The organism is Phytohabitans kaempferiae (genome assembly GCF_042433955.1).
In the GTDB taxonomy this organism is placed as follows: Bacteria; Actinomycetota; Actinomycetes; order Mycobacteriales; family Micromonosporaceae; genus Phytohabitans; species Phytohabitans kaempferiae.
Genome location: NZ_JBHLUH010000012.1, coordinates 201,146 through 218,714 on the forward strand (window position 1 = coordinate 201,146; position 17,569 = coordinate 218,714).

The following is a 17,569-nucleotide window of genomic DNA, read 5'->3' on the forward strand; positions in this document are numbered from 1 at the left end:
TCACTCCGCCGGCCGGTGCGCGGCCCGCCGGGGCAGCAGGAAGCTCGCCGCGAACGCCGCCACGAACATCGCGGTCGGCAGCCACAGCGTGTGCCGGAAGGCGTGGCTCAGCCCCGGCCCCGCCGGCAGCGCGAAGAACACCGCGCCGATGGCGGCGATGCCCACCGCCGCGCCCACCTGCTGCACGGTCGTACCGAGGCCGGAGGCGGAGCCCGCGTCGCGCACCGGTACGTCGGCGAGCGTGAAGTCGAAGAGCAGCGCCACGATCAGCCCCATCCCCGCGCCGCCGACGACCAGCGCCGGCGCGAGCGACAGCACGCTCACGTCCGGGCCGGCGAGCGCCATCTGCCACACCATCGACGCGGTCACGAGCAGCAGTCCGAGCTGGAGCGCCGACCGCCCCAGCCGAGGCGCGAAGAGCCCGAGCGAGAGGCCGGCGAAGAGCGGGACCGCCGCGCCCCACGGGATCCCGGCCAGCCCGGCGCGCAGCACGCTGAAGCCCTGGCCGCTCTGCAGGTACACGGTGAAGACCAGGAAGTAGCCCATCACGCCGCCGAAGAAGAGCAGCGAGACGAGGAGCCCGCCGGCGAACGACCGGTGCCGGAAGAGGTCGAGCACCACGAGCGGCGAGTCGACCCGCCGCCGCTGGTACGCCACGAAGCCGGCGAGCACCACCACCGACCCGGCGAGGCTCGCGAACGTCCACAGTGGCCAGCCGAGCTCCCGCCCCTGCACGAGCGGGTACACGAGCAGCAGCAGGCCCAGCGTCACCAGCGCCACGCCGGGCAGGTCGAGGCGGTTGGCGTGCTCGGCCTTCGACTCCGGTACGACCAGCGCGGCGGCCACCAGCACGAAGAGCCCGACCGGCAGGTTGACCAGGAAGATCGAGCGCCACCCCAGCCCGGCCACGTCGCCGTCGGTCAGCACCGCGCCGAGGATCGGGCCGCCGACCACGGCGACCCCCGCGAGCGCCCCGAACGCGGCCATCGCCTTGGCCCGCTCGCCCGGCGGGAAGAGCACCTGGATGATCGAGAGCACCTGCGGCACCATCAGCGCCGCGCCGACCCCCTGCGCCACTCTCGCGGCCACGAGCTGCCCCGGTGTCTGGGCCAGGCCGCAGAGCGCGGAGGCGAGCGTGAAGCTGGCCACGCCGACCTGGAAGACCCGCTTGCGGCCGAAGATGTCGCCGAGCCGCCCGCCGGTGATCAGCGCGAGCGCGAAGGAGAGCGCGTATCCCGCCGCTACCCACTGCAACTCCGACGGGCTCGCGCCCAGCTCGCGCTGGATCGGCGGAAGCGCCACATTGACGATCGTGTTGTCGAGCAGATCCATGAAGAGGGCGAGCAGGATCACGAGAAGCGCCAGCCGGCGCCGACGGTACACGCTGATGCCCCCCGTAGACTTTGGTTGACCAAGGAAGTATCTGAGTCATACAGATACTGCAACGCTAAGGGAACGGTGAGACGCGTGTCAACCGAGCGCGAGCGGGCGACCGCCGACCTCTTCCGGGTGATGCCCCGCCATGTGCAGGAGACGGTGCGCTTCTACGACGCGGTCGCCGACCAGTTGGGGATACACGTCACCGACCTGCACTGCGTCGGTGCGCTCAGCGACGCCGGCGCGCTGTCGGCGGGCGACCTGGCGGCCCGGCTGGGGCTCACGACCGGCGCGATCACCCGGATGATCGACCGCCTCGTCGATCGGGGCTTCGCCCAGCGGGTCGCCGATCCGGCCGACCGGCGCCGGGTCCTCGTCGAGCTGACGCCGGAGGCGACCGTCGAGGTGGGCACGCACTTCGCCGGCATGGCCATCCACCTGGAGCAGGCCATCGCCGGCTACAGCGACGAGCGGCTGCGCTTCCTGGTCAACTTCCTGGAGGAGAGCGTCGCATTCACGCGCACGGAGACTGAGCGGCTGCGCCGGGAGGGGCGGTCACACTCCACGCGGGTCAGTCGAAAAGCCGACGGATGACCGGGCGGGCCGCCTCGCCCGCGTCGTCGCCGAGCTGGTCCGGAAACGCGCCGGCCAGCCACAGCGTGGCAAAGCCGTGCACGATCGACCAGGCGGCCAGCTCGGTCCGCCGGGCGTCGGCGCCGGCCGGCGGCTCGTCCAGCGTGGACACGCCGGCGCTCAGTGCCGTGGCCGCCCGGGCGCGCGCGGCGGCCACCTCGGGATCGTCGCGGTCGTAGAGGCTCGGCTGGAACATCACCTCGAAGTGCGCGCGGTGCCCCTCGGCGAAGCGCACGTACGCCACGCCGGACTCGAGCAGGCTGCCGGCGCGCTCACGGCTCTCCTCCAGCGCGTCGGCCAGCAGGCTGAAGCCCTCGACGGCGAGCGCGGTGAGCAGCCCGGCCTTGTCGCCGAAATGATGGGCCGGTGCGGCGTGCGACACCCCCGCCCGCCGGGCCAGGTCGCGTAGGCTGAGCGCCGCCGGCCCCGACTCGGCGATCGCCTCCGCCGCGGCGGTGAGCAGCGCGCGCCGCAGGTCGCCATGGTGGTACGAGCGCTTTTCCGTCATGGGGGCAGCCTATCTTGCCAACGACAAGATGGACGCCGGGATAATCGTTTGGCACCTAACAATCAGGCAGCTAACATGTTCGCCGTGGAACTCGTAAACCTGCACGACGTGCCGCTGGGCCGCCTGCTGGTCCTCGCCGGGCAGCGGGTCGGCCAGCAGTGGAACAAAGTGCTGGCCGACCGCTTCGGGCTCACCAACTCGGGCATGTCGGTGCTGCTGGCGCTGCACGGGCGTGGCGAGCTGACGCACGGCGAGCTAGCGTTACTCTGCTTCGTCAAGCCGCCCACGCTCACCGGCATCGTCGACACGCTGGAAAAGTCGGGTCTGGTCGAGCGACGGAGAGACGGTGCCGACCGGCGAGCGGTGCGGCTCGCGCTCACGCTCGACGGCGCGGAGGCCGCCCAGTCGGTGATCAGCCTGATCCGCAATCCGCGGCCACTCACCTCGATCGACGCCGACCCGGCCAAGGCGCAGGTGATCCGCGAGTTCCTGCTCGAAGTCATCGCCAACACGACCGACACGGAGGCTGGCGAGGTGCCCATCCTGCACGGGGAGGAAAGTCAATGACGCCTGCGGTAGAGGTCCATGACCTCGTCAAGCGTTACCCGAAGCGCGACGTGAACGCGGTCGACGGCCTGTCGTTCACCGTCCAGCCCGGCGAAATCTTCGGCCTGCTCGGGCCGAACGGCGCCGGCAAGTCCACCACCATCGGCGTGCTCACCACGCGGGTCAAGGCCACCGGCGGCGAGGCGGCGGTGGCCGGGGTCGACGTGATCCGCGATCCGGTCGCGGCGCGCAAGCTCTTCGCCGTCGTACCTCAGCAGACCAACCTCGACCGCTCGCTCACCCCGCGGCAAAATCTCGCCTTCCACGCGGCGTACCACGGACTCTCCCGCACGGAGCGCAACGCGAAGGCGGCGGCCCTGCTCGACGAGTTCGGGCTGGCCGACCAGGCGGACGTGAAGGTCGACTGGTACTCCGGCGGCATGGCCCAGCGCCTCATGATCGCGCGGGCGATGATGCACGAGCCGAAGGTGCTCTTCCTCGACGAGCCGACGACCGGCCTCGACCCGCAGTCCCGGCTGTTCCTGTGGGAGCGCGTGCGCGACCTGCGGTCCCGGGGCGTGACCGTGGTGCTCACCACGCACGACATGGACGAGGCGGCCGAGATGGCCGACCGCGTGGGCATCGTCGACCACGGCAAGCTGCTCGCCCTCGACACACCGGAAGGGCTGACCCGAGGGCTCGCCGGGCACGCGGTGCTCGACCTGTCGGTGACACCGGGCGAGGGCGACGACCCCGACAAGCTGATCGCGGCGCTCACCGACGTGGCCGGCGTGGAGCGCGGCGAGGCGGTGGCCAGCGGCCCGATCCGCCTCTACCTGACCACCGATCCCGCCATCGTGCTCGCTCCGGTCATCGCCGTCCTGACTGGACGGTCAGCGGTGCTCACCAACGTCCACATGGGAGCCGCGAGCCTCGAGGACGTCTTCATCGACCTGACCGGGAGGGGCCTGCGATGAGCCTTTCCCGGCAAACACTCCGCCCCGCTCCACGTTTCCCCGGAGGCACCAAATGACCGACCTCGACACGCGGCCGAGTACCGAAGGCGTGCGACCGCCCACCGAGGCACAGCCCTCCGCCGCCAAGGCGTTCTGGGCGATCCTGTGGCGCGACGTCTTCGTGACCGGCAAGGAGTTCTGGGTCTTCCTCGCCCAGGTGGCGCTCCAGCCGCTCTTCATGCTCTTCGTCTTCGCCAAGGTGCTCAACGCCGGTGGGTACGTCTCCGACGACTACGCCCACCTGCTGCTGCCCGGCATCGTGGCGCTGACCGCGTTCCTCACCGCGTTGCAGACCGTCTCGTTCCCGCTGATCATGGAGTTCAGCTTCACCAGGGAGATCGAGGACCGGCTGCTCGCGCCGCTGCCCACCTACCTCGTCGCGGTGGAGAAGCTGACCATCGCGATCATCCGGGCGATCGCCTCCGCGGTGATCATGTTTCCGATCGGCGCCCTGGTGCTCGGCTCGGCGCCGTGGCACTCCGAAGGCGTACCGCTGCTGCTGGTGAGCCTCGTGCTGGGCAGTTGGGTCGGCGCCGGCATCGGGCTGGCGCTCGGCACGATGGTCCCGCCCGCCAAGATCAGCGTCATCTTCGCGGTGATCCTCACGCCGCTGATGTTCACCGGCGCCACGCAGTACCCGTGGCAGTCGCTCGACTCGATGCGCTGGTTCCAGGTGGTGACCGCGCTCAACCCGCTCACCTACCTCTCCGAGGCGGTGCGGGCCGCGGTCGTACCCGAGGTGCCGCACATCCCCGCCTGGATCTGCCTGGTGGTGCTGGTGATCTCCGGGGCCGGCTTCACGGCGCTGGGCATCCGGGGCTTCATGCGGCGAGCCATCAACTGACCGGGTCGCGGGCGCCACGGGGGCGCCCGCGACCTCTCACGGCTGCGCGCCGGCCGCGATCCGGGCCAGTGCCTCCCCCTCGGGGAGCGGGCCCAGCTCGCGGCCGTCGCGCAGCCGGAGCGAGACCGCCCCCGCCGCCGCCTCGCGCTCGCCGAGCACGGCGACGAATGGCACCTTGCGCCGCGCCGCGTCCCGGATCCGGGCGCCCAGGCTCCCCTCGGCGGCCACCTCGGCGCGGAGCCCGGCGGCGACGGCGGCCAGGTGAAAGCCCGCGACGAGCACGTCACCGAGCGGCAGGATCTCCACCTGGACGGGCGCGTACCACGCCGGGAAGGCGCCCCCGTGCACCTCGATGAGGTAGGCGAAGAGCCGCTCCATGCTCCCGACGACGCTGCGATGCACGATGACAGGGCGCCGCCGGTCGCCCCCGCGATCCACGTAGGACAGCTCGAATCGGGCCGCCTGGTGGAAGTCGAGCTGCACGGTCGAGAGGGTCATCTCGCGACCCGCCGCGTCGACCACCTGTACATCGATCTTCGGTCCGTAGAAGGCCGCCTCGCCCTCGGCCTCCACATAGGACACGCCGAGGTCCTTGAGCACGCCGCGGAGCACCTCCTCGGACCTCGCCCACATCGGCGGGTTGTCGACGTACTTCTCCCCCGGTCCGTGCAGCGAGAGCCGGAAGCCCGCCGGCCGTACGCCGAGCGCCGCGTGGGCCCGCTGGATCATCTCCAGCACCGCCGCGACCTCCTCGCCGGCCCGGTCGAGCGGACAGAAGATGTGCCCGTCGTTGAGCCAGATCGAGCGCACGCGGCTCAGCCCGCCGAGCACGCCCGAGCGCTCGGCCCGGTACATGCCACCCAGCTCGGCGATCCTCAGCGGAAGCTCGCGATAGGAGCGTCCACGGGACCGGTACACGAGCGCGTGGTGCGGGCAGAGCGCCGGCCGCATCGCGAACTCGTCGTCCGCCGACAGCCGTATGAGCGGAAACATGTCCTCGGCGAAGTGCGGCAGGTGGCCGGAAAGCTCGTAGAGCTGGCGTTTCGCGACCGGCGGGGAGTACACGTGCTGGTAGCGGCGCGCCGCTCCTCCTCGCGGATGTACTCCTCGACGGCGTGCCGGGACGCGGCGCCGGCGGGCAGCCAGATGGGAAGGCCCGCGCCGGCGAGCGGGTCGGAGTGGAAGAGTTCGAGCTCGCGGCCGAGCTTGCGGTGGTCGATCACTGTCGTCCTCCTCGATTGGGCGGGGCGCCGCCGCCACGGAGCACGACAACGGCCCCGGAGCGAGTGCCCCGGGGCCGTTGCGATGTCGAGTCAGCGCATCACGGTGCCACGCCGGGGAGTCCCGGCGTCGTCGTCACGAACGAGCTGCGCATGGAGACCACGATACCCAGGCGGCGGGCATCGTTCCTCCGGTTTTTCGCGGGACGCCGCCACGGCCCGGCCAGCCTCCCCGCCGGCTAGCGGAGTCGCGTCACCGTGACCTCCACGCCCTGCCCGCTGTTTTCCGGGCCGGAGTAGACGCCCTTGAGGGGCGGTACGTCGCCGTACTCGCGGCCACGCCCGACTACGACGTGCCGCTCGCCGACCGGGATGCCGTTGGTGGGGTCGAAGGCCGTCCACCGGCCGACCCACCACTCGACCCAGGCGTGGCTCTGCCCGACGACTGCCTCGCCGATGCCGGCCGCCGGCGCCGGATGGAGGTAGCCCGAGACGTATCGCGCCGGCGTGCCCATCGCCCGCAGCAGCCCGACCACCAGGTGGCTGAAGTCCTGGCAGACGCCCTTGCGCTGGCGCCACGTCTGGACCGCGTCGGTCTGCACGCCGGTGGCGCCGGGCACGTACTCGACCTCCTCGCGGACCAGCGAGCAGGCGGCCAGCGCGGCGGCGTGCGGAGTCGGATGCTCGCCGCGCACGCGCTCGGCCACCTCGGTCAGCTCCTCGTCGAGGGCGGTGCGCGGCGTGGGGAGCAGCAGCTCGTGCCACCGGTCGACGGTCTCCGGCACGGCCAGCTCGGCCCAGCTCGACCCGCCGTCGGCCGGGATCAGGTCGCCCGCCGGCAGGGTCTCCACCGTGGCGGTCGCGGTGACCTGCAACGCCTCGTGTGCCGCGTGCACGTCGAACGCGGTGACGATCGTGCCCCAGTAGTCTTCGTACCGGTACGTGCGCGCCGGCGGCCACACCTCGACCCGTGCGTCGAGCACCGCCTGGCGGGCCTCGTTGCGCGGCGACATGCGCGCCTCGTTGTACGACGCGCCGACCGCCCCCGCGTACGTGAAGCCGGTCTTGTGCTGCAACCGCAGCCGCCAACTCGACGCGCCGGTCATGCCACCGCCTCCGGTACCCACAGCACCGCCGACGTCTGGCGGAAGTAGCGGCGCGACACCGCGTCGTTCACCTGGGAGCAGGTGCGCTCCAAGGTGGCGAGCACCGAGCCGAGGTCGGCCAACAGCTCGTCGGCGCCGCGAAACTCGAGGTTGGTACGGGCCCGGCCGACGATCCGCTGCGCGTCGGTGGCGACGCCGGCGCGGCTGGGGTCGGGCTCCAGCTCGGCCAGGCACGCCTCGGCGCTGGAGAGCGCGGCGAAGACCGAGCGCGGGAAAAGGCGGTCGAGCAGCAGGAACTCGGCCGCGTGCCGGTCGTCGAGCGAGCCCCGGTAGGTGCGCAGGTAGGTCTCCCACGCGCCGCACGAGCGGAGCAGGGTCAGCCAGGAGGGGATGCTGCCACCGGCGCGCACGTGCGTGGAGAGCAGCCGGGCGGTCATGTCGACCCGCTCCACGCTCCGGCCCAGCACCAGGAATAGCCACCCCTCGTCGCGGCTCATCGTGGCGTCGGTCAGCCCGGCGAGCACCGAGCAGCGCTCGCGGACCCAGCGGAAGAACGCGTGCACGCCCTGCTGCTCCACGCGGCGGCGGGCGTCGGGCAGGCCGTGCCAGGTCGCGTTGAGCGTCTCCCACATCTCCGACGAGACGGTCTCCCGCGCGCCGCGGGCATTTTCCCGAGCGGCCGCGAGCGCGCCCACCACCGAGCTGGGATTGTGCTCGTCGAGCCCGAGCAGACCGATCACGCGGGCCACCGAGACCGGCCCCTCGATCGGCGTCACGCCCATGACCCCGAGCAGCGAACGGCACGCCGTCGCCTCGTCGACCCACGGGTCGGCGAGCATCCGGTGCAGGTGTACGTCGAGGATGCGAGCCGTGTCTTCGGCACGCTCGACGTATCGGCCGATCCAGTAGAGCGACTCGGCGATGCGACTCAGCATCCTGCTCCCCCAGGGTCGCGGGCTGTCACTTCGCGCTCGCTGCCGGCCGCGGGCACCGGCCCTCCTCGTCGCCATGCTCCCCGATCCGGCGGTCGCCGGGCCCTTGCCGACTGCTGCTGTTGCTGCTGCTGCACAGCGACCGGGCCGGCCGCCGGGCCCGGGTCGGGGCTGCGCGGGGTCGGCACGACCACCACCGGCGCCTCCTCGGGCACCTCGGCCTCGATGCCGCCCGGCGTGCCGGTGAGTACCCACGTGTCCTTCGAGCCGCCGCCCTGGCTGGAGTTGACCACCAGCGCCCCCTCGGGCAGCGCCACGCGGGTCAGCCCGCCCGGCAGGACCCAAACGTTTTCCCCGTCGTTGACCGCGAACGGCCGCAGGTCGACGTGGCGGGCGCGCAGGCGGTTGCCGACCAGCGTCGGCACCATCGACAGCGCCACCTCGCGCTGGGCGATCCAACCGCGTGGATCCACCTCGATGAGCGAGCGCACCGCCGCCAACTGCTCGTCGGTGGCCTGCGAGCCGATCACGATGCCGGCGCCGCCCGAGCCGTCTACCGGCTTGAGCACGAGCTGGTCGAGGTGGTCGAGCACGTGCGCCAGCACGGCGGGGTCGTCGTCGAGCCGGTAGGTCTCCACATTGGGCAGGACCGGCTCCTCGTTGAGGTAGTAGCGGATCAGGTCCGGCACGTAGGTGTAGAGCAGCTTGTCGTCGGCGATGCCGTTGCCCACCGCGTTGGCGATGGTGACCCGGCCGGCGCGGGCGGCGTTGAGCAGGCCCGCGCAGCCGATCACCGAGTCGGCCCGGAAGTGCACCGGATCGAGGAACTCGTCGTCGATCCGGCGGTAGATGACGTCGACCCGCTGCTCGCCGGCGGTCGTGCGCATGGCCACCTCGTTGCCCACGCAGACCAGGTCACGCCCCTCCACCAGCTCCACGCCCATCTCGCGGGCGAGCAGCGCGTGCTCGAAGTAGGCGGAATTGTGCACGCCGGGGGTCAGGACCACCACCGTGGGCTCGCGGACCCCCACCGGCGCCGCCGCGCGCAGGGCCCGCAGGAGCTGACCGGGGTACGACTCGACCGGCTGGATCCGCGTCGCGGCGAAGACCTCCGGCAGCACGTGCGCCATCGCCCGCCGGTTTTCCATCACATAGCTGACCCCGGAGGGGACCCGCACGTTGTCTTCCAGCACGCGGAAGGTGCCCTGCTCGTCGCGGATCAGGTCGACACCGGCAACGTGGATGCGCACCCCGTTGTGCGGGTTGATCCCGGCCGCCTCGCGGTGGAAGTGGGCACTCGTGACCACGAGCCGCCGGGGTACGACGCCGTCGGCGAGCACCTGGCCAGCGCCGTACACATCGTCGAGGAACGCCTCCAGCGCCCGGATCCGCTGCGCCACGCCGACCTCGACCGTGCGCCACTCCTCGGCGGCGATGATCCGCGGCACGATGTCGAGCGGGAAGGGGCGCTCGACCCCCTTGAGAGCGAACGTGATCCCCTGGTCGAGGAACGCTCGCGCCAGCACATCCGCCCGCACGCCCAGCTCCGCGCTGGACAACGGCTGGAGGGTCGCATGCAGGGCCTCGTACGTGGGGCGGGGCATGCTCGGCTCGCCGAACATCTCGTCCCACCCCGGGCCGAGGCGGTAGTCCTCGAACAAGTCCGCCATGGCCTGACGCTACGCCGATCTCGTTGCGCCCGGGTAACACGATCTTGTGAGCACGAATACCAACGGATCGGGCCGGTCCGGCGGCACGGGACCTGCCGCCGGACCGATGAGCGCGGCGACGCCGGGAACGGGGGACCCGGCGGGGGCTCGGCGCTCACCAGCAACGGTACGCCTACCGGACGCCTGTATCCGGTAAGCCGAGCTGAGATCTCGCTGAGAGGAAATCGCGCCCGGAGCCGAGGTACCGGAAACTATCCTGGCGCGGGGGGCGCGTAGGGGGAGGGTGGCCGTGGCAGACCTGCTCACGAGCGTCGCCTCGCCCGTCACCGCATACCTGTTGCTGATGGCGCTGCTGGCCATGGACGCATTCGTGCCGGTCGTGCCCACGCAGGCACTGATGATCACGAGCGGCGCGCTCACCGTCTACGGCGACCTCAGCCTCCCGGTCACGATCGGTGTCGGCGCGCTCGGCGTGTTCGGCGGCGACCTGGTCTGCTACCTGCTCGGCCGCACCGCCCGCCAGCCCGGGGCCAAGCCGATGGTGCCGGCCCGCGGCAGGGCGCGCAAGGCCGCGGCCCGCTTCACGCGGGGGCTGCGGCGGCCAGGACCGATAGTGATCCTGTTGTGCCGGTTCGTCCCCGGCGGGCGGATGGCCGCCTGCTTCCAGGCCGGGCGCGTGCGCTACCCGGCCCGCCTGTTCCTCGCGTACGAGGCCGGGGCCGCGCTGCTCTGGGCGACCTACGGCGGCCTGGTCGGTCACATCGGCGGCAACGCGATCACCGAGTCGGCGTGGCGCCTGGTCGCGGTCGCCGCCGTGGCCGCGGGCGTCTTCGCCGCCGCCGGCTGGATCCTCGCCCTGACCGGCGCCGCCTCCACATCGCCCGAGGCAGCCACCGACCCCACACCGGCGACCAGCGCGCCCGCCGACCCCACACCGGCCGCCGCCACCGCGGAGGGCCCGGCGTAGGGCACGTTCCCTGGGCGGGCCGGCCGTCCCAAGGGGCGAAAGCCGCTCCGGCCGTGGATCCGTGCGCTAGACCAGGTCGACCTCGTGCAGCATGAGCTGCCGGGCGGCCTCGGCGATCGAGCCGGAGAGCGACGGATAGATCGTGATGGTGTGGGCTAGTTGGTCCACTGTGAGGTGGTTTTCCACCGCCATCGTGATCGGCAGAATCAGCTCGCTCGCCTTCGGCGCCACCACCACGCCGCCCACCACCGTGCCGGTCGCCGGGCGGCAGAAGAGCTTGACGAAGCCGTCGCGCAGGTCCTGCATCTTGGCCCTGGCATTGCCGGAGAGCGGCAGCATCACCGTGCGGGCCGGCACCTTGCCGGAATCGACCTCGCCCTGCGAGACGCCCACCGAGGCGAGTTCGGGGTCGGTGAAGACGTTGGCGGAGACCGTACGCAGCCGGAGTGGCTGGACCGCCTCGCCGAGCGCGTGCCACATCGCGATCCGCCCCTGCATCGCGGCGACACTGGCCAGCGGGAGTACGCCGGTGCAGTCGCCGGCGGCGTAGATGCCCGGCACGTTGGTGCGGGAGACGCGGTCGACGGTGAGGTAGCCGCCCTTGGCGACCGCCACTCCGTACGCCTCCAGCCCCAGGTCAGCCGTGTTGGGCACCGAGCCGACGGCCATCAGTGCGTGCGAGCCGGAGACGACCCGCCCGTCGGAGAGCTCGACCCGTACGCCCTCGCCGTCGCGGCGCACCGCGGAGGCGCGCGAGTTGCCGAGCACCGTCATGCCCCGGGAGCGGAAGACCTCCTCGATCACGGCGGCGGCGTCGGCGTCTTCGTGCGGCATGACCCGGTCGCGGCTGGAGACGAGCGTGACCTTGACGCCCATCGCGAGGTAGGCGCTGGCAAACTCGGCACCGGTCACGCCGGACCCGATCACGATGATGTGCTCGGGCAGCTCGGGCAGGTCGTACACCTGGCGCCAGGTCAGGATCCGCTCGCCGTCCGGCACCGCGTCGGGCAGCACGCGTGGCGTGGCGCCCGTGGAGATCAGCACGGTGGACGCGTCAACCGAATACTCCGAGTTACCGCCCTCGGGCGCGATCCTCACCTGGTGCGTGTGACCGAGCGTGTCGTCACCGAGACGCGCCCGTCCGTGCACGAAGGTGACGCCCGCCTTGATCAGCTTGGCGTGGATATCGCCGGACTGTGCCAGCGCGAGCCGCTTGACCCGCGCGTGGACCGCCGAGGCGTCCACGGTCACCGCCTCCAGGCCGTCCGAGTGGACCCCGAACTCGTCGGTGTCTCGGTAGCCCGTCGCCACGTCTGAGCTGGCAATAAAGGTCTTCGATGGCACACAGTCGGAGAGCACGCAGGCCCCGCCCGCTCCGTCTGCCTCGATGACGGTGACATCGGCGTCTAGCTGGGCGGCGACGAGTGCGGCCTCGTACCCCGCCGGACCGCCGCCGATGATCACGATGCGACTCATTTTCCCCCCAAGAGGATCCGACACGCTCTGTCGTATTCTCCCCCACCGGTCCGCCGGGCTATCGTCATCGCCGTGCGTCATTACGCCGCGTATGGCTCAAACCTCGATCCCGCACGGATGCGTGCTTACTGTCCGCATTCGCCCATGGTCGGCACCGGCTGGCTGGAAGGCTGGCGCCTCACCTTCGCCGGTGAGGGGGTGCTGGGTTGGGAAGGTGCCGTCACCACGATCGTCGAGTCACCGGGTGACCGGGTCTTCGTCGCGCTCTACGACGTGCACCCCTGGGACGCCTCCCAGCTCGACGAGGTGGAGGGCGTCGTCGCGGGCACCTACCGCAAGCTGACCGTGCGTGTGGTCACCCTGGACGGTGAGCTGACCGCGTGGGTCTACGTCTTCGACGGCTATGAGGGCGGCATGCCCACGGCCTGGTACCTCTCCGAGATCGCCAACGCGGCGGAGAAGGCGGGCGCGCCCGACGACTACGTGGCCCAGCTGCGCAACCGGCCGACCAACACCGCCTCCCCGTAGCTCGGGCGGGCGGTCGCGGGTCAGTGCGTGCCGTTGGCGGACGCCGCCGGCTCGGTGCGGACCATCTGGAGGGCGCTGTCGAGCAGCCCCACCAGCTCGACCCGCTCGGCCGACTCCAGCACTGAGAAGGCGTCCGCGGTGATCCGGTCGGTGACCGCCTCTGCCCACATGCGACGGCGCACCAGCGGGCCGATCGGCGGATAGGGCGGCTGCCATCCGAAGGCGACCGCGCCCGCCTCGCCATCCGGCCCCGCGATGACCGCCTCGAGCGGGGTCAGCCCGCTCGCCCGCACGGCGATCAGGTGACCGCCGCCCCGGTACTCCCGGAGCAGGTGGAGGAGGACAGCCGCGCGGGCGCCAAGGGCGTCGTCGGGCACGGGCATCGCGCGCCACGCCGCGAAGAGCGGCATGCCGGCCGGGTCGGCCGACACCACGATCCGCTGCACCAGCTCGGCGAGGCGCTCCACACGCGGGAAGCTCTCCAGGCGCTCGGCGCCCCACCGGCAGCACTCGGCCAGCCGCTTGGCGGCCACCTCCATGGGCGGCAGGACCCGCCGCGCCGCCTCCCAGCCGTCGACCACCGCGTCAGGGGCGATGAAGCCGAGCGCCGCGGCCACCGTGTCGGTGCGCACGTCGCCCAGCGCGCCGCCCCGGCCGGCCACGTAGAAGGCCCAGCCGGAGAGGCCCATCATGCGAGCGCGGCGCAGCGTGCGCGGATCTTCGCTGAAGGCGCCGCCCAACTCCAGGACGCTCGCCTTCGCGGCGGCAGCGGCCTGTTCGGGGGTCACCCGCCAGATTGTGCCTTCCCGATGTGCTCCCGGTCGAGGGCCTCCAGCGCGCCCTCCACATCCCCGGTGTGTCGCCGGGCGGCCGCCACCGCCCGCTCGGCCGCCTTTCGGGCCAGCTTGCGGCGGCTCAGCTCCTCTTCGGCGGCCGCCCGCCGGCGCTCCACTTCGGCCAGTTCGGCCTCGATGTCGGCCAGGTCGTCGACGCCGCGCCCCTCGGCCTTGACGGCCCGCTCCAGGTCGGACTCCGCCTTCTTCTGCGCGGTACGAGCCGCGGCCAGCTCCCTCTTCAGTGGCGCGCGCCGGTCTTCGGCGCGGGGCGCGGGGCGCTCCTCCACCGGCTCCTCGGCCGTCACCAGGCGAAGCTGGGGCCGGGGCACCTCGCCGAAGCCCGCGTACGCCGCGGCGCGCACCAGCCGCCCGGTGCGCACCTGCGCCGCCACGTCCGCGTCGGACAGCGCGGCGGTGAGCGTCGCCTCCACCTCGTTGAGCGGCAGCTTGGCGCGGGACAGCCCGGGGTCGGCGGCGATGGCCAGCTTGCGCGCCTCCGTCACCAGCCCGGCGACCGCCTGCCGCCGCTGCGCGGAAAGCTCGCGCAGCTCGGCGCCCTTGAGCTCGCGCTGGGCGGCACGCAGCGCCTGGGAGAGCTCGACCAGCTCGTCCATCAGGTCGGGTCGCCGGATCGCGAGCAGGTTGACCAGCCAGGCGGCCACCGTCGGCTTGCGCAGCTTGGCGATCTCGCGGGCGGCATCGACGTCGCCGGCCGCCTTCGCCTCCGCGACCGCCTCGTCCCGTGCGGCCACGAAGCCCTCCGGAGGCGCGCTGTAGAGCCGCTCGCCGACGTCGCCGCGCATCAGTTGATCGTAGTCCCGGGCTGGAGCCAGGCGTACTCCGTGCCGGAGAGGCGCGCCAGGTGCGTGTTGACGATCTTCAGGCCGCGTTCGTTGAGGATGCCGTCGTGCAGCGCGTACGCCCGCCTCGGCCGCACCGCGCGGGCGAACTCGATCGCCTCGGCCAGCTTGAGCCAGGGCGCCGACACGGGTACGAACAGCGTGTCCACCTCGACCCCGAGCGGCGGGTCGAACGAGTCGCCCGGGTGGTAGATCTCACCTTCGACGAGGTAGCCGAGGTTGGGCACACGCGGGATGTCCGGATGGTTGACCGCGTGCAGCCCGCCCCACGCGCTCACCTCGAAGCCGGCCGCGTCGAACGAGTCACCGGACTCCACAGTGGTCACCGCCGGGCCGAGCCGGTCCAGAGTGGATGCGGTGCCGGAGTGCGCGTACACGCGCAGGGACGGGTTCCTCTCGCACGCCTCGGCGACGGCCTCCACGTCGACGTGGTCGGGATGTTCGTGCGTGACCAGCACCGCGTCGGCCCCGTCCAGTGGCTCCCGCCCGCTGAACTCGCCCGGGTCGATGACCAGGACCGCACCTTCGCGCTCGATCCGTACGCAGGAGTGGCCGTACTTGGTGAATCGCATCGTGACCTCCTCGTCTTCCAACCGTGACTTCCTCGGAACGCAGTCTGCCGGAACCGGTCCTCAGTCGCCGCTCGTCCCAGAAACACCAGGTGACAGCGACCCGTCAGGGGGCAGATAGATGTCGCAAAGGAAGTGGTGGAGAGTCGGGCTGGCCGCGTGCGCGGTGGCGCTCGTGACATCCGGCTGCGGCGCGGGCGGCTCCGACGACTCGGGCAGTGCCTCGAGCGCCGGGGAGGCGGCGCCGGCACGAGACCAGGCGGCGGCGCCAGGGGCGGCGGAAAAGCCGGGCGCCGACGCCAACCAGGGCGCGCCGCCAAACGCGGGCGCGCCGGTCAAGTTCCGCCTGGAAGACCGGGCGATCATCTACACCGGATCGCTCTCCGTGCGGGTCGAGGACGTCAACGCCGCCGCCACCGAGGCCACGTCGATCGCCACCGCCGTGGGCGGCTTCGTCGGCGGCGACAAGCGCTCCAGCAACGACCGGTACGCCGAGGCGACGATCACCCTGCGCGTGCCGGCGCCCCGGTTCACCGCCGTGGTCGACCAGCTCGCCAAGCTGGGCGAACAGCAGCAGCGCGACGTCAACACCGAAGACGTCACCGAGGAGGCGCTCGACCTGGACGCCCGGATCACCAGCCAGCGCGCCCGCGTCGACAGTGGCCGGCGGCTGCTCGCCCAGGCCAAGACGCTCAGTGAGCTGGTGACGCTGGAGGGTGAGCTGGCCAAGCGGGAGGCCGACCTGGCTTCCCTGGAGGCGAAGAAGCGCCGGATGGCCGACCTCACCGCGCTCTCCACGATCACCGTGACGCTGCTCGCGCCCGGTGCCAAGGCGCCGGTCGAGGAGGAGGAAAAGGAGGAGGAGATCGGCTTCCTCGCTGGGCTCAAGGGCGGCTGGACGGCGCTGGTCGCGTCGCTCAGCGTGCTGCTGACGGTGCTCGGCGCGCTGCTCCCGTGGTTCGTCGCGCTGGCGGTGCCGGTGTTCGGCGCGCTCTGGCTGGCCCGCCGCTTCCGCCGCCCCCGTACGGTCACGCCCGTACCGCCCGCGCCGGCACCGCCCGCCGCTCCCGCTCCGTAGCGGCTCCGGCCAGGCGAAACTCCGGAAAAGGGCACGCCGCTCCAGGCACAGGAAAAGGGCGCCCCGCACGAGCGGGGCGCCCTTTGCGAGCGGTCGCGGGCTACAGCATCGGGGTCGAGAGCGCGGCGAGGGCGGTGTGCACCATCACCCGGACGCCGTATCCGATGCAGCGCTCGTCGACGTCGAAGCCGGACTGGTGGATGTCGCGGGGCACGCCGCCGCCCGGGATGCCGGTGCCGAGCCGGATCATCGCGCCGGGCACCTGCTCCAGGTAGAAGGCGAAGTCTTCGCCGCCCATGCTGATCTCGGCCTCGACCACGCGGTCGGGTCCGAGCGCGGCGCCCGCGGCACCGGCGATGATCGCGGAGGCCATGCGATCGTTGATCACCGGCGGCACGCCGCGCGTGTAGACCACCTCGGCACTCGCGCCGGTGCCGGAGATCACGTCCTGCACCAGCTTCTTGATCAGCTCAGGCGCCTCGCGCCAGGCGTCGCGGTTGAGCACGCGGACGGTGCCCTTGACGCTCCCCTCGCCCGGGATCGCGTTGTACGCCTCACCAGCGTGTACGCGGCCCCAGACCATGGAGACGCCGGCCCGCGGGTCGACCCGCCGGTCGAGCAGCGACGGCACGTCGACGATCACGCGGCCGAGCGCGTGCACCAGGTCGGCGGTCAGGTGCGGGCGGGCGGTGTGCCCACCGGGTCCGGTCAGCCGCACCTCGACCGTGTCGGCCGCCGCGGTGAACGGGCCCGAGCGCACGCCCACAAGCCCCGTGGGGAGCTGAGGCGCGCAGTGCAGGGCGTAGATACCCGCGACGTCTTTCAGGCCGCCAGCGGCGATCACATCGGGCGCGCCGGACGGGATCTGCTCCTCGGCCGGCTGGAAGAGCAGCCGCACGCGGCCGGGCAGCTCGTCGCGCTCGGCGAGCTGGGCCAGCGCGAGGCCGACGCCCAGCAGGATCGTGGTGTGCACATCGTGACCACACGCATGCGCCACGTTATCCACAGTGGACCGGTAGGGAACGTCCTTTGTGTCCATCAGCGGCAGCGCGTCGAGATCCGCGCGGAGCGCGATCACCCGCTCACCCTCGCCGATGTCGCAGATGACCCCGTTGCCCTTCGGCAGGAACCGCGGCGAGAGCCCTGCCACGGCCAGCTCCCGAGCCACCAGCGCGGCGGTCTCGAACTCCTGGTTGGACAGCTCGGGGTGCGCGTGAATGTGACGTCGTACGGCTACCAGCTCGGCGCCCCGGGAGGCGAGCCATCGGTCTAGCTGGCCTGGCAACGGGTCGGCCCCCGGTGGTGTCTCGGGCCAGGACGATGCCAGCGGGCTGCCACTCGAGGACAGCGTCAACGCACTCGTCACGTCGGATTCTCGATCACTGTGGATGGGATGGGACTCG

The 17,569-nt window shown here is 72.1% G+C and carries 17 protein-coding genes and 1 pseudogene; 7 read left to right on the forward strand and 11 right to left on the reverse strand.

Features of this window, described 5'->3' with window-relative positions:
- Window positions 1–1,383, reverse strand: coding sequence for an MFS transporter (locus ACFFIA_RS10565; protein WP_377249244.1), 1,383 nt, complete (start codon window positions 1,381–1,383; stop codon window positions 1–3).
- 84 nt (window positions 1,384–1,467) lie between these two features.
- Between ACFFIA_RS10565 and ACFFIA_RS10570 the strand changes: the two genes are divergently transcribed.
- Entirely contained in the window at window positions 1,468–1,971 is a 504-nt protein-coding gene (locus tag ACFFIA_RS10570; RefSeq protein ID WP_377249246.1) for a MarR family winged helix-turn-helix transcriptional regulator, read from the forward strand.
- Here the strand turns inward: ACFFIA_RS10570 and ACFFIA_RS10575 are convergent.
- Complete coding sequence (locus tag ACFFIA_RS10575; protein WP_377249248.1) at window positions 1,949–2,518, reverse strand: TetR/AcrR family transcriptional regulator; 570 nt, start codon at window positions 2,516–2,518, stop codon at window positions 1,949–1,951. The genes ACFFIA_RS10570 and ACFFIA_RS10575 overlap by 23 nt on opposite strands.
- Window positions 2,519–2,602: 84 nt before the next feature.
- Between ACFFIA_RS10575 and ACFFIA_RS10580 the strand changes: the two genes are divergently transcribed.
- From ACFFIA_RS10580 to ACFFIA_RS10590, 3 genes are read left to right on the forward strand one after another with little or no spacing between them, the layout of a single operon-like run.
- Entirely contained in the window at window positions 2,603–3,085 is a 483-nt protein-coding gene (locus tag ACFFIA_RS10580; protein WP_377249250.1) for a MarR family winged helix-turn-helix transcriptional regulator, read from the forward strand.
- The gene (locus ACFFIA_RS10585; RefSeq protein ID WP_377249252.1) at window positions 3,082–4,041 is read left to right on the forward strand and encodes an ABC transporter ATP-binding protein; all 960 of its coding nucleotides are present in this window, start codon (window positions 3,082–3,084) and stop codon (window positions 4,039–4,041) included. The genes ACFFIA_RS10580 and ACFFIA_RS10585 overlap by 4 nt, the downstream gene beginning before the upstream one ends.
- A gap of 52 nt (window positions 4,042–4,093) precedes the next feature.
- On the forward strand, window positions 4,094–4,924 hold the full coding sequence (locus ACFFIA_RS10590) for an ABC transporter permease (protein WP_377249254.1): 831 nt from the start codon (window positions 4,094–4,096) through the stop codon (window positions 4,922–4,924).
- Window positions 4,925–4,960: 36 nt separating this feature from the next.
- Here ACFFIA_RS10590 and thrS read toward each other — a convergent pair.
- The 4 genes and pseudogenes from thrS to ACFFIA_RS10610 form a co-directional block, all read right to left on the reverse strand.
- Window positions 4,961–6,147: pseudogene (gene thrS / locus ACFFIA_RS10595) on the reverse strand (threonine--tRNA ligase).
- A 236-nt stretch (window positions 6,148–6,383) separates the two neighbouring features.
- Entirely contained in the window at window positions 6,384–7,250 is an 867-nt protein-coding gene (locus ACFFIA_RS10600) for a transglutaminase family protein (protein WP_377249256.1), read from the reverse strand.
- Window positions 7,247–8,185 carry an alpha-E domain-containing protein gene (locus tag ACFFIA_RS10605; protein ID WP_377249258.1) on the reverse strand — a complete coding sequence of 313 codons (939 nt, stop codon included), beginning with the start codon at window positions 8,183–8,185 and terminating at the stop codon, window positions 7,247–7,249. Before ACFFIA_RS10605 ends, ACFFIA_RS10600 begins: the two co-directional genes overlap by 4 nt.
- On the reverse strand, window positions 8,179–9,852 hold the full coding sequence (locus ACFFIA_RS10610; RefSeq protein ID WP_377249260.1) for a circularly permuted type 2 ATP-grasp protein: 1,674 nt from the start codon (window positions 9,850–9,852) through the stop codon (window positions 8,179–8,181). The genes ACFFIA_RS10605 and ACFFIA_RS10610 overlap by 7 nt, the downstream gene beginning before the upstream one ends.
- 289 nt (window positions 9,853–10,141) lie before the next feature.
- On the opposite strand from ACFFIA_RS10610, the gene ACFFIA_RS10615 reads away from it, so the two are divergent.
- Window positions 10,142–10,819, forward strand: a complete 678-nt coding sequence (locus tag ACFFIA_RS10615) for a DedA family protein (RefSeq protein WP_377249262.1) — start codon at window positions 10,142–10,144, stop codon at window positions 10,817–10,819.
- Between the two features lie 66 nt (window positions 10,820–10,885).
- Here the strand turns inward: ACFFIA_RS10615 and ACFFIA_RS10620 are convergent, their stop codons facing one another.
- Window positions 10,886–12,295 (reverse strand): NAD(P)H-quinone dehydrogenase, encoded by a 1,410-nt coding sequence (locus ACFFIA_RS10620; RefSeq protein ID WP_377249264.1) that lies wholly within the window; start codon window positions 12,293–12,295, stop codon window positions 10,886–10,888.
- Between the two features lie 72 nt (window positions 12,296–12,367).
- On the opposite strand from ACFFIA_RS10620, the gene ACFFIA_RS10625 reads away from it, so the two are divergent.
- Window positions 12,368–12,823: a gamma-glutamylcyclotransferase gene (locus ACFFIA_RS10625; protein ID WP_377249266.1), complete on the forward strand. Its 456-nt coding sequence runs from the start codon at window positions 12,368–12,370 to the stop codon at window positions 12,821–12,823.
- A 20-nt stretch (window positions 12,824–12,843) separates the two neighbouring features.
- Here ACFFIA_RS10625 and ACFFIA_RS10630 read toward each other — a convergent pair whose 3' ends face one another.
- The 3 genes from ACFFIA_RS10630 to ACFFIA_RS10640 are packed head-to-tail and all read right to left on the reverse strand — an operon-like array spanning window position 12,844 to window position 15,091.
- Complete coding sequence (locus tag ACFFIA_RS10630) at window positions 12,844–13,611, reverse strand: SCO6745 family protein (protein WP_377249268.1); 768 nt, start codon at window positions 13,609–13,611, stop codon at window positions 12,844–12,846.
- Complete coding sequence (locus ACFFIA_RS10635; protein WP_377249270.1) at window positions 13,608–14,462, reverse strand: hypothetical protein; 855 nt, start codon at window positions 14,460–14,462, stop codon at window positions 13,608–13,610. Before ACFFIA_RS10635 ends, ACFFIA_RS10630 begins: the two co-directional genes overlap by 4 nt.
- Entirely contained in the window at window positions 14,462–15,091 is a 630-nt protein-coding gene (locus ACFFIA_RS10640; protein ID WP_377249272.1) for an MBL fold metallo-hydrolase, read from the reverse strand. The genes ACFFIA_RS10635 and ACFFIA_RS10640 overlap by 1 nt, the downstream gene beginning before the upstream one ends.
- Window positions 15,092–15,209: 118 nt before the next feature.
- Between ACFFIA_RS10640 and ACFFIA_RS10645 the strand changes: the two genes are divergently transcribed.
- Window positions 15,210–16,166 (forward strand): DUF4349 domain-containing protein, encoded by a 957-nt coding sequence (locus ACFFIA_RS10645; RefSeq protein ID WP_377249274.1) that lies wholly within the window; start codon window positions 15,210–15,212, stop codon window positions 16,164–16,166.
- A gap of 100 nt (window positions 16,167–16,266) precedes the next feature.
- On the opposite strand, the gene ACFFIA_RS10650 is transcribed toward ACFFIA_RS10645, so the two are convergent.
- Window positions 16,267–17,532: an amidohydrolase gene (locus ACFFIA_RS10650; protein WP_377249276.1), complete on the reverse strand. Its 1,266-nt coding sequence runs from the start codon at window positions 17,530–17,532 to the stop codon at window positions 16,267–16,269.
- Window positions 17,533–17,569 lie beyond the last annotated feature (37 nt).

Excerpts from the sequence above, each read along its gene's own strand:
- ACFFIA_RS10575 (WP_377249248.1), bottom strand. The coding sequence starts at position 2,518 with ATGACGGAAAAGCGCTCGTACCACCATGGCGACCTGCGGCGCGCGCTG.
- ACFFIA_RS10585 (WP_377249252.1), top strand. The coding sequence starts at position 3,082 with ATGACGCCTGCGGTAGAGGTCCATGACCTCGTCAAGCGTTACCCGAAG.
- ACFFIA_RS10590 (WP_377249254.1), top strand. The coding sequence starts at position 4,094 with ATGACCGACCTCGACACGCGGCCGAGTACCGAAGGCGTGCGACCGCCC.
- ACFFIA_RS10600 (WP_377249256.1), bottom strand. The coding sequence starts at position 7,250 with ATGACCGGCGCGTCGAGTTGGCGGCTGCGGTTGCAGCACAAGACCGGC.
- ACFFIA_RS10605 (WP_377249258.1), bottom strand. The coding sequence starts at position 8,185 with ATGCTGAGTCGCATCGCCGAGTCGCTCTACTGGATCGGCCGATACGTC.
- ACFFIA_RS10610 (WP_377249260.1), bottom strand. The coding sequence starts at position 9,852 with ATGGCGGACTTGTTCGAGGACTACCGCCTCGGCCCGGGGTGGGACGAG.
- ACFFIA_RS10620 (WP_377249264.1), bottom strand. The coding sequence starts at position 12,295 with ATGAGTCGCATCGTGATCATCGGCGGCGGTCCGGCGGGGTACGAGGCC.
- ACFFIA_RS10635 (WP_377249270.1), bottom strand. The coding sequence starts at position 14,462 with ATGCGCGGCGACGTCGGCGAGCGGCTCTACAGCGCGCCTCCGGAGGGC.
- ACFFIA_RS10640 (WP_377249272.1), bottom strand. The coding sequence starts at position 15,091 with ATGCGATTCACCAAGTACGGCCACTCCTGCGTACGGATCGAGCGCGAA.
- ACFFIA_RS10645 (WP_377249274.1), top strand. The coding sequence starts at position 15,210 with ATGTCGCAAAGGAAGTGGTGGAGAGTCGGGCTGGCCGCGTGCGCGGTG.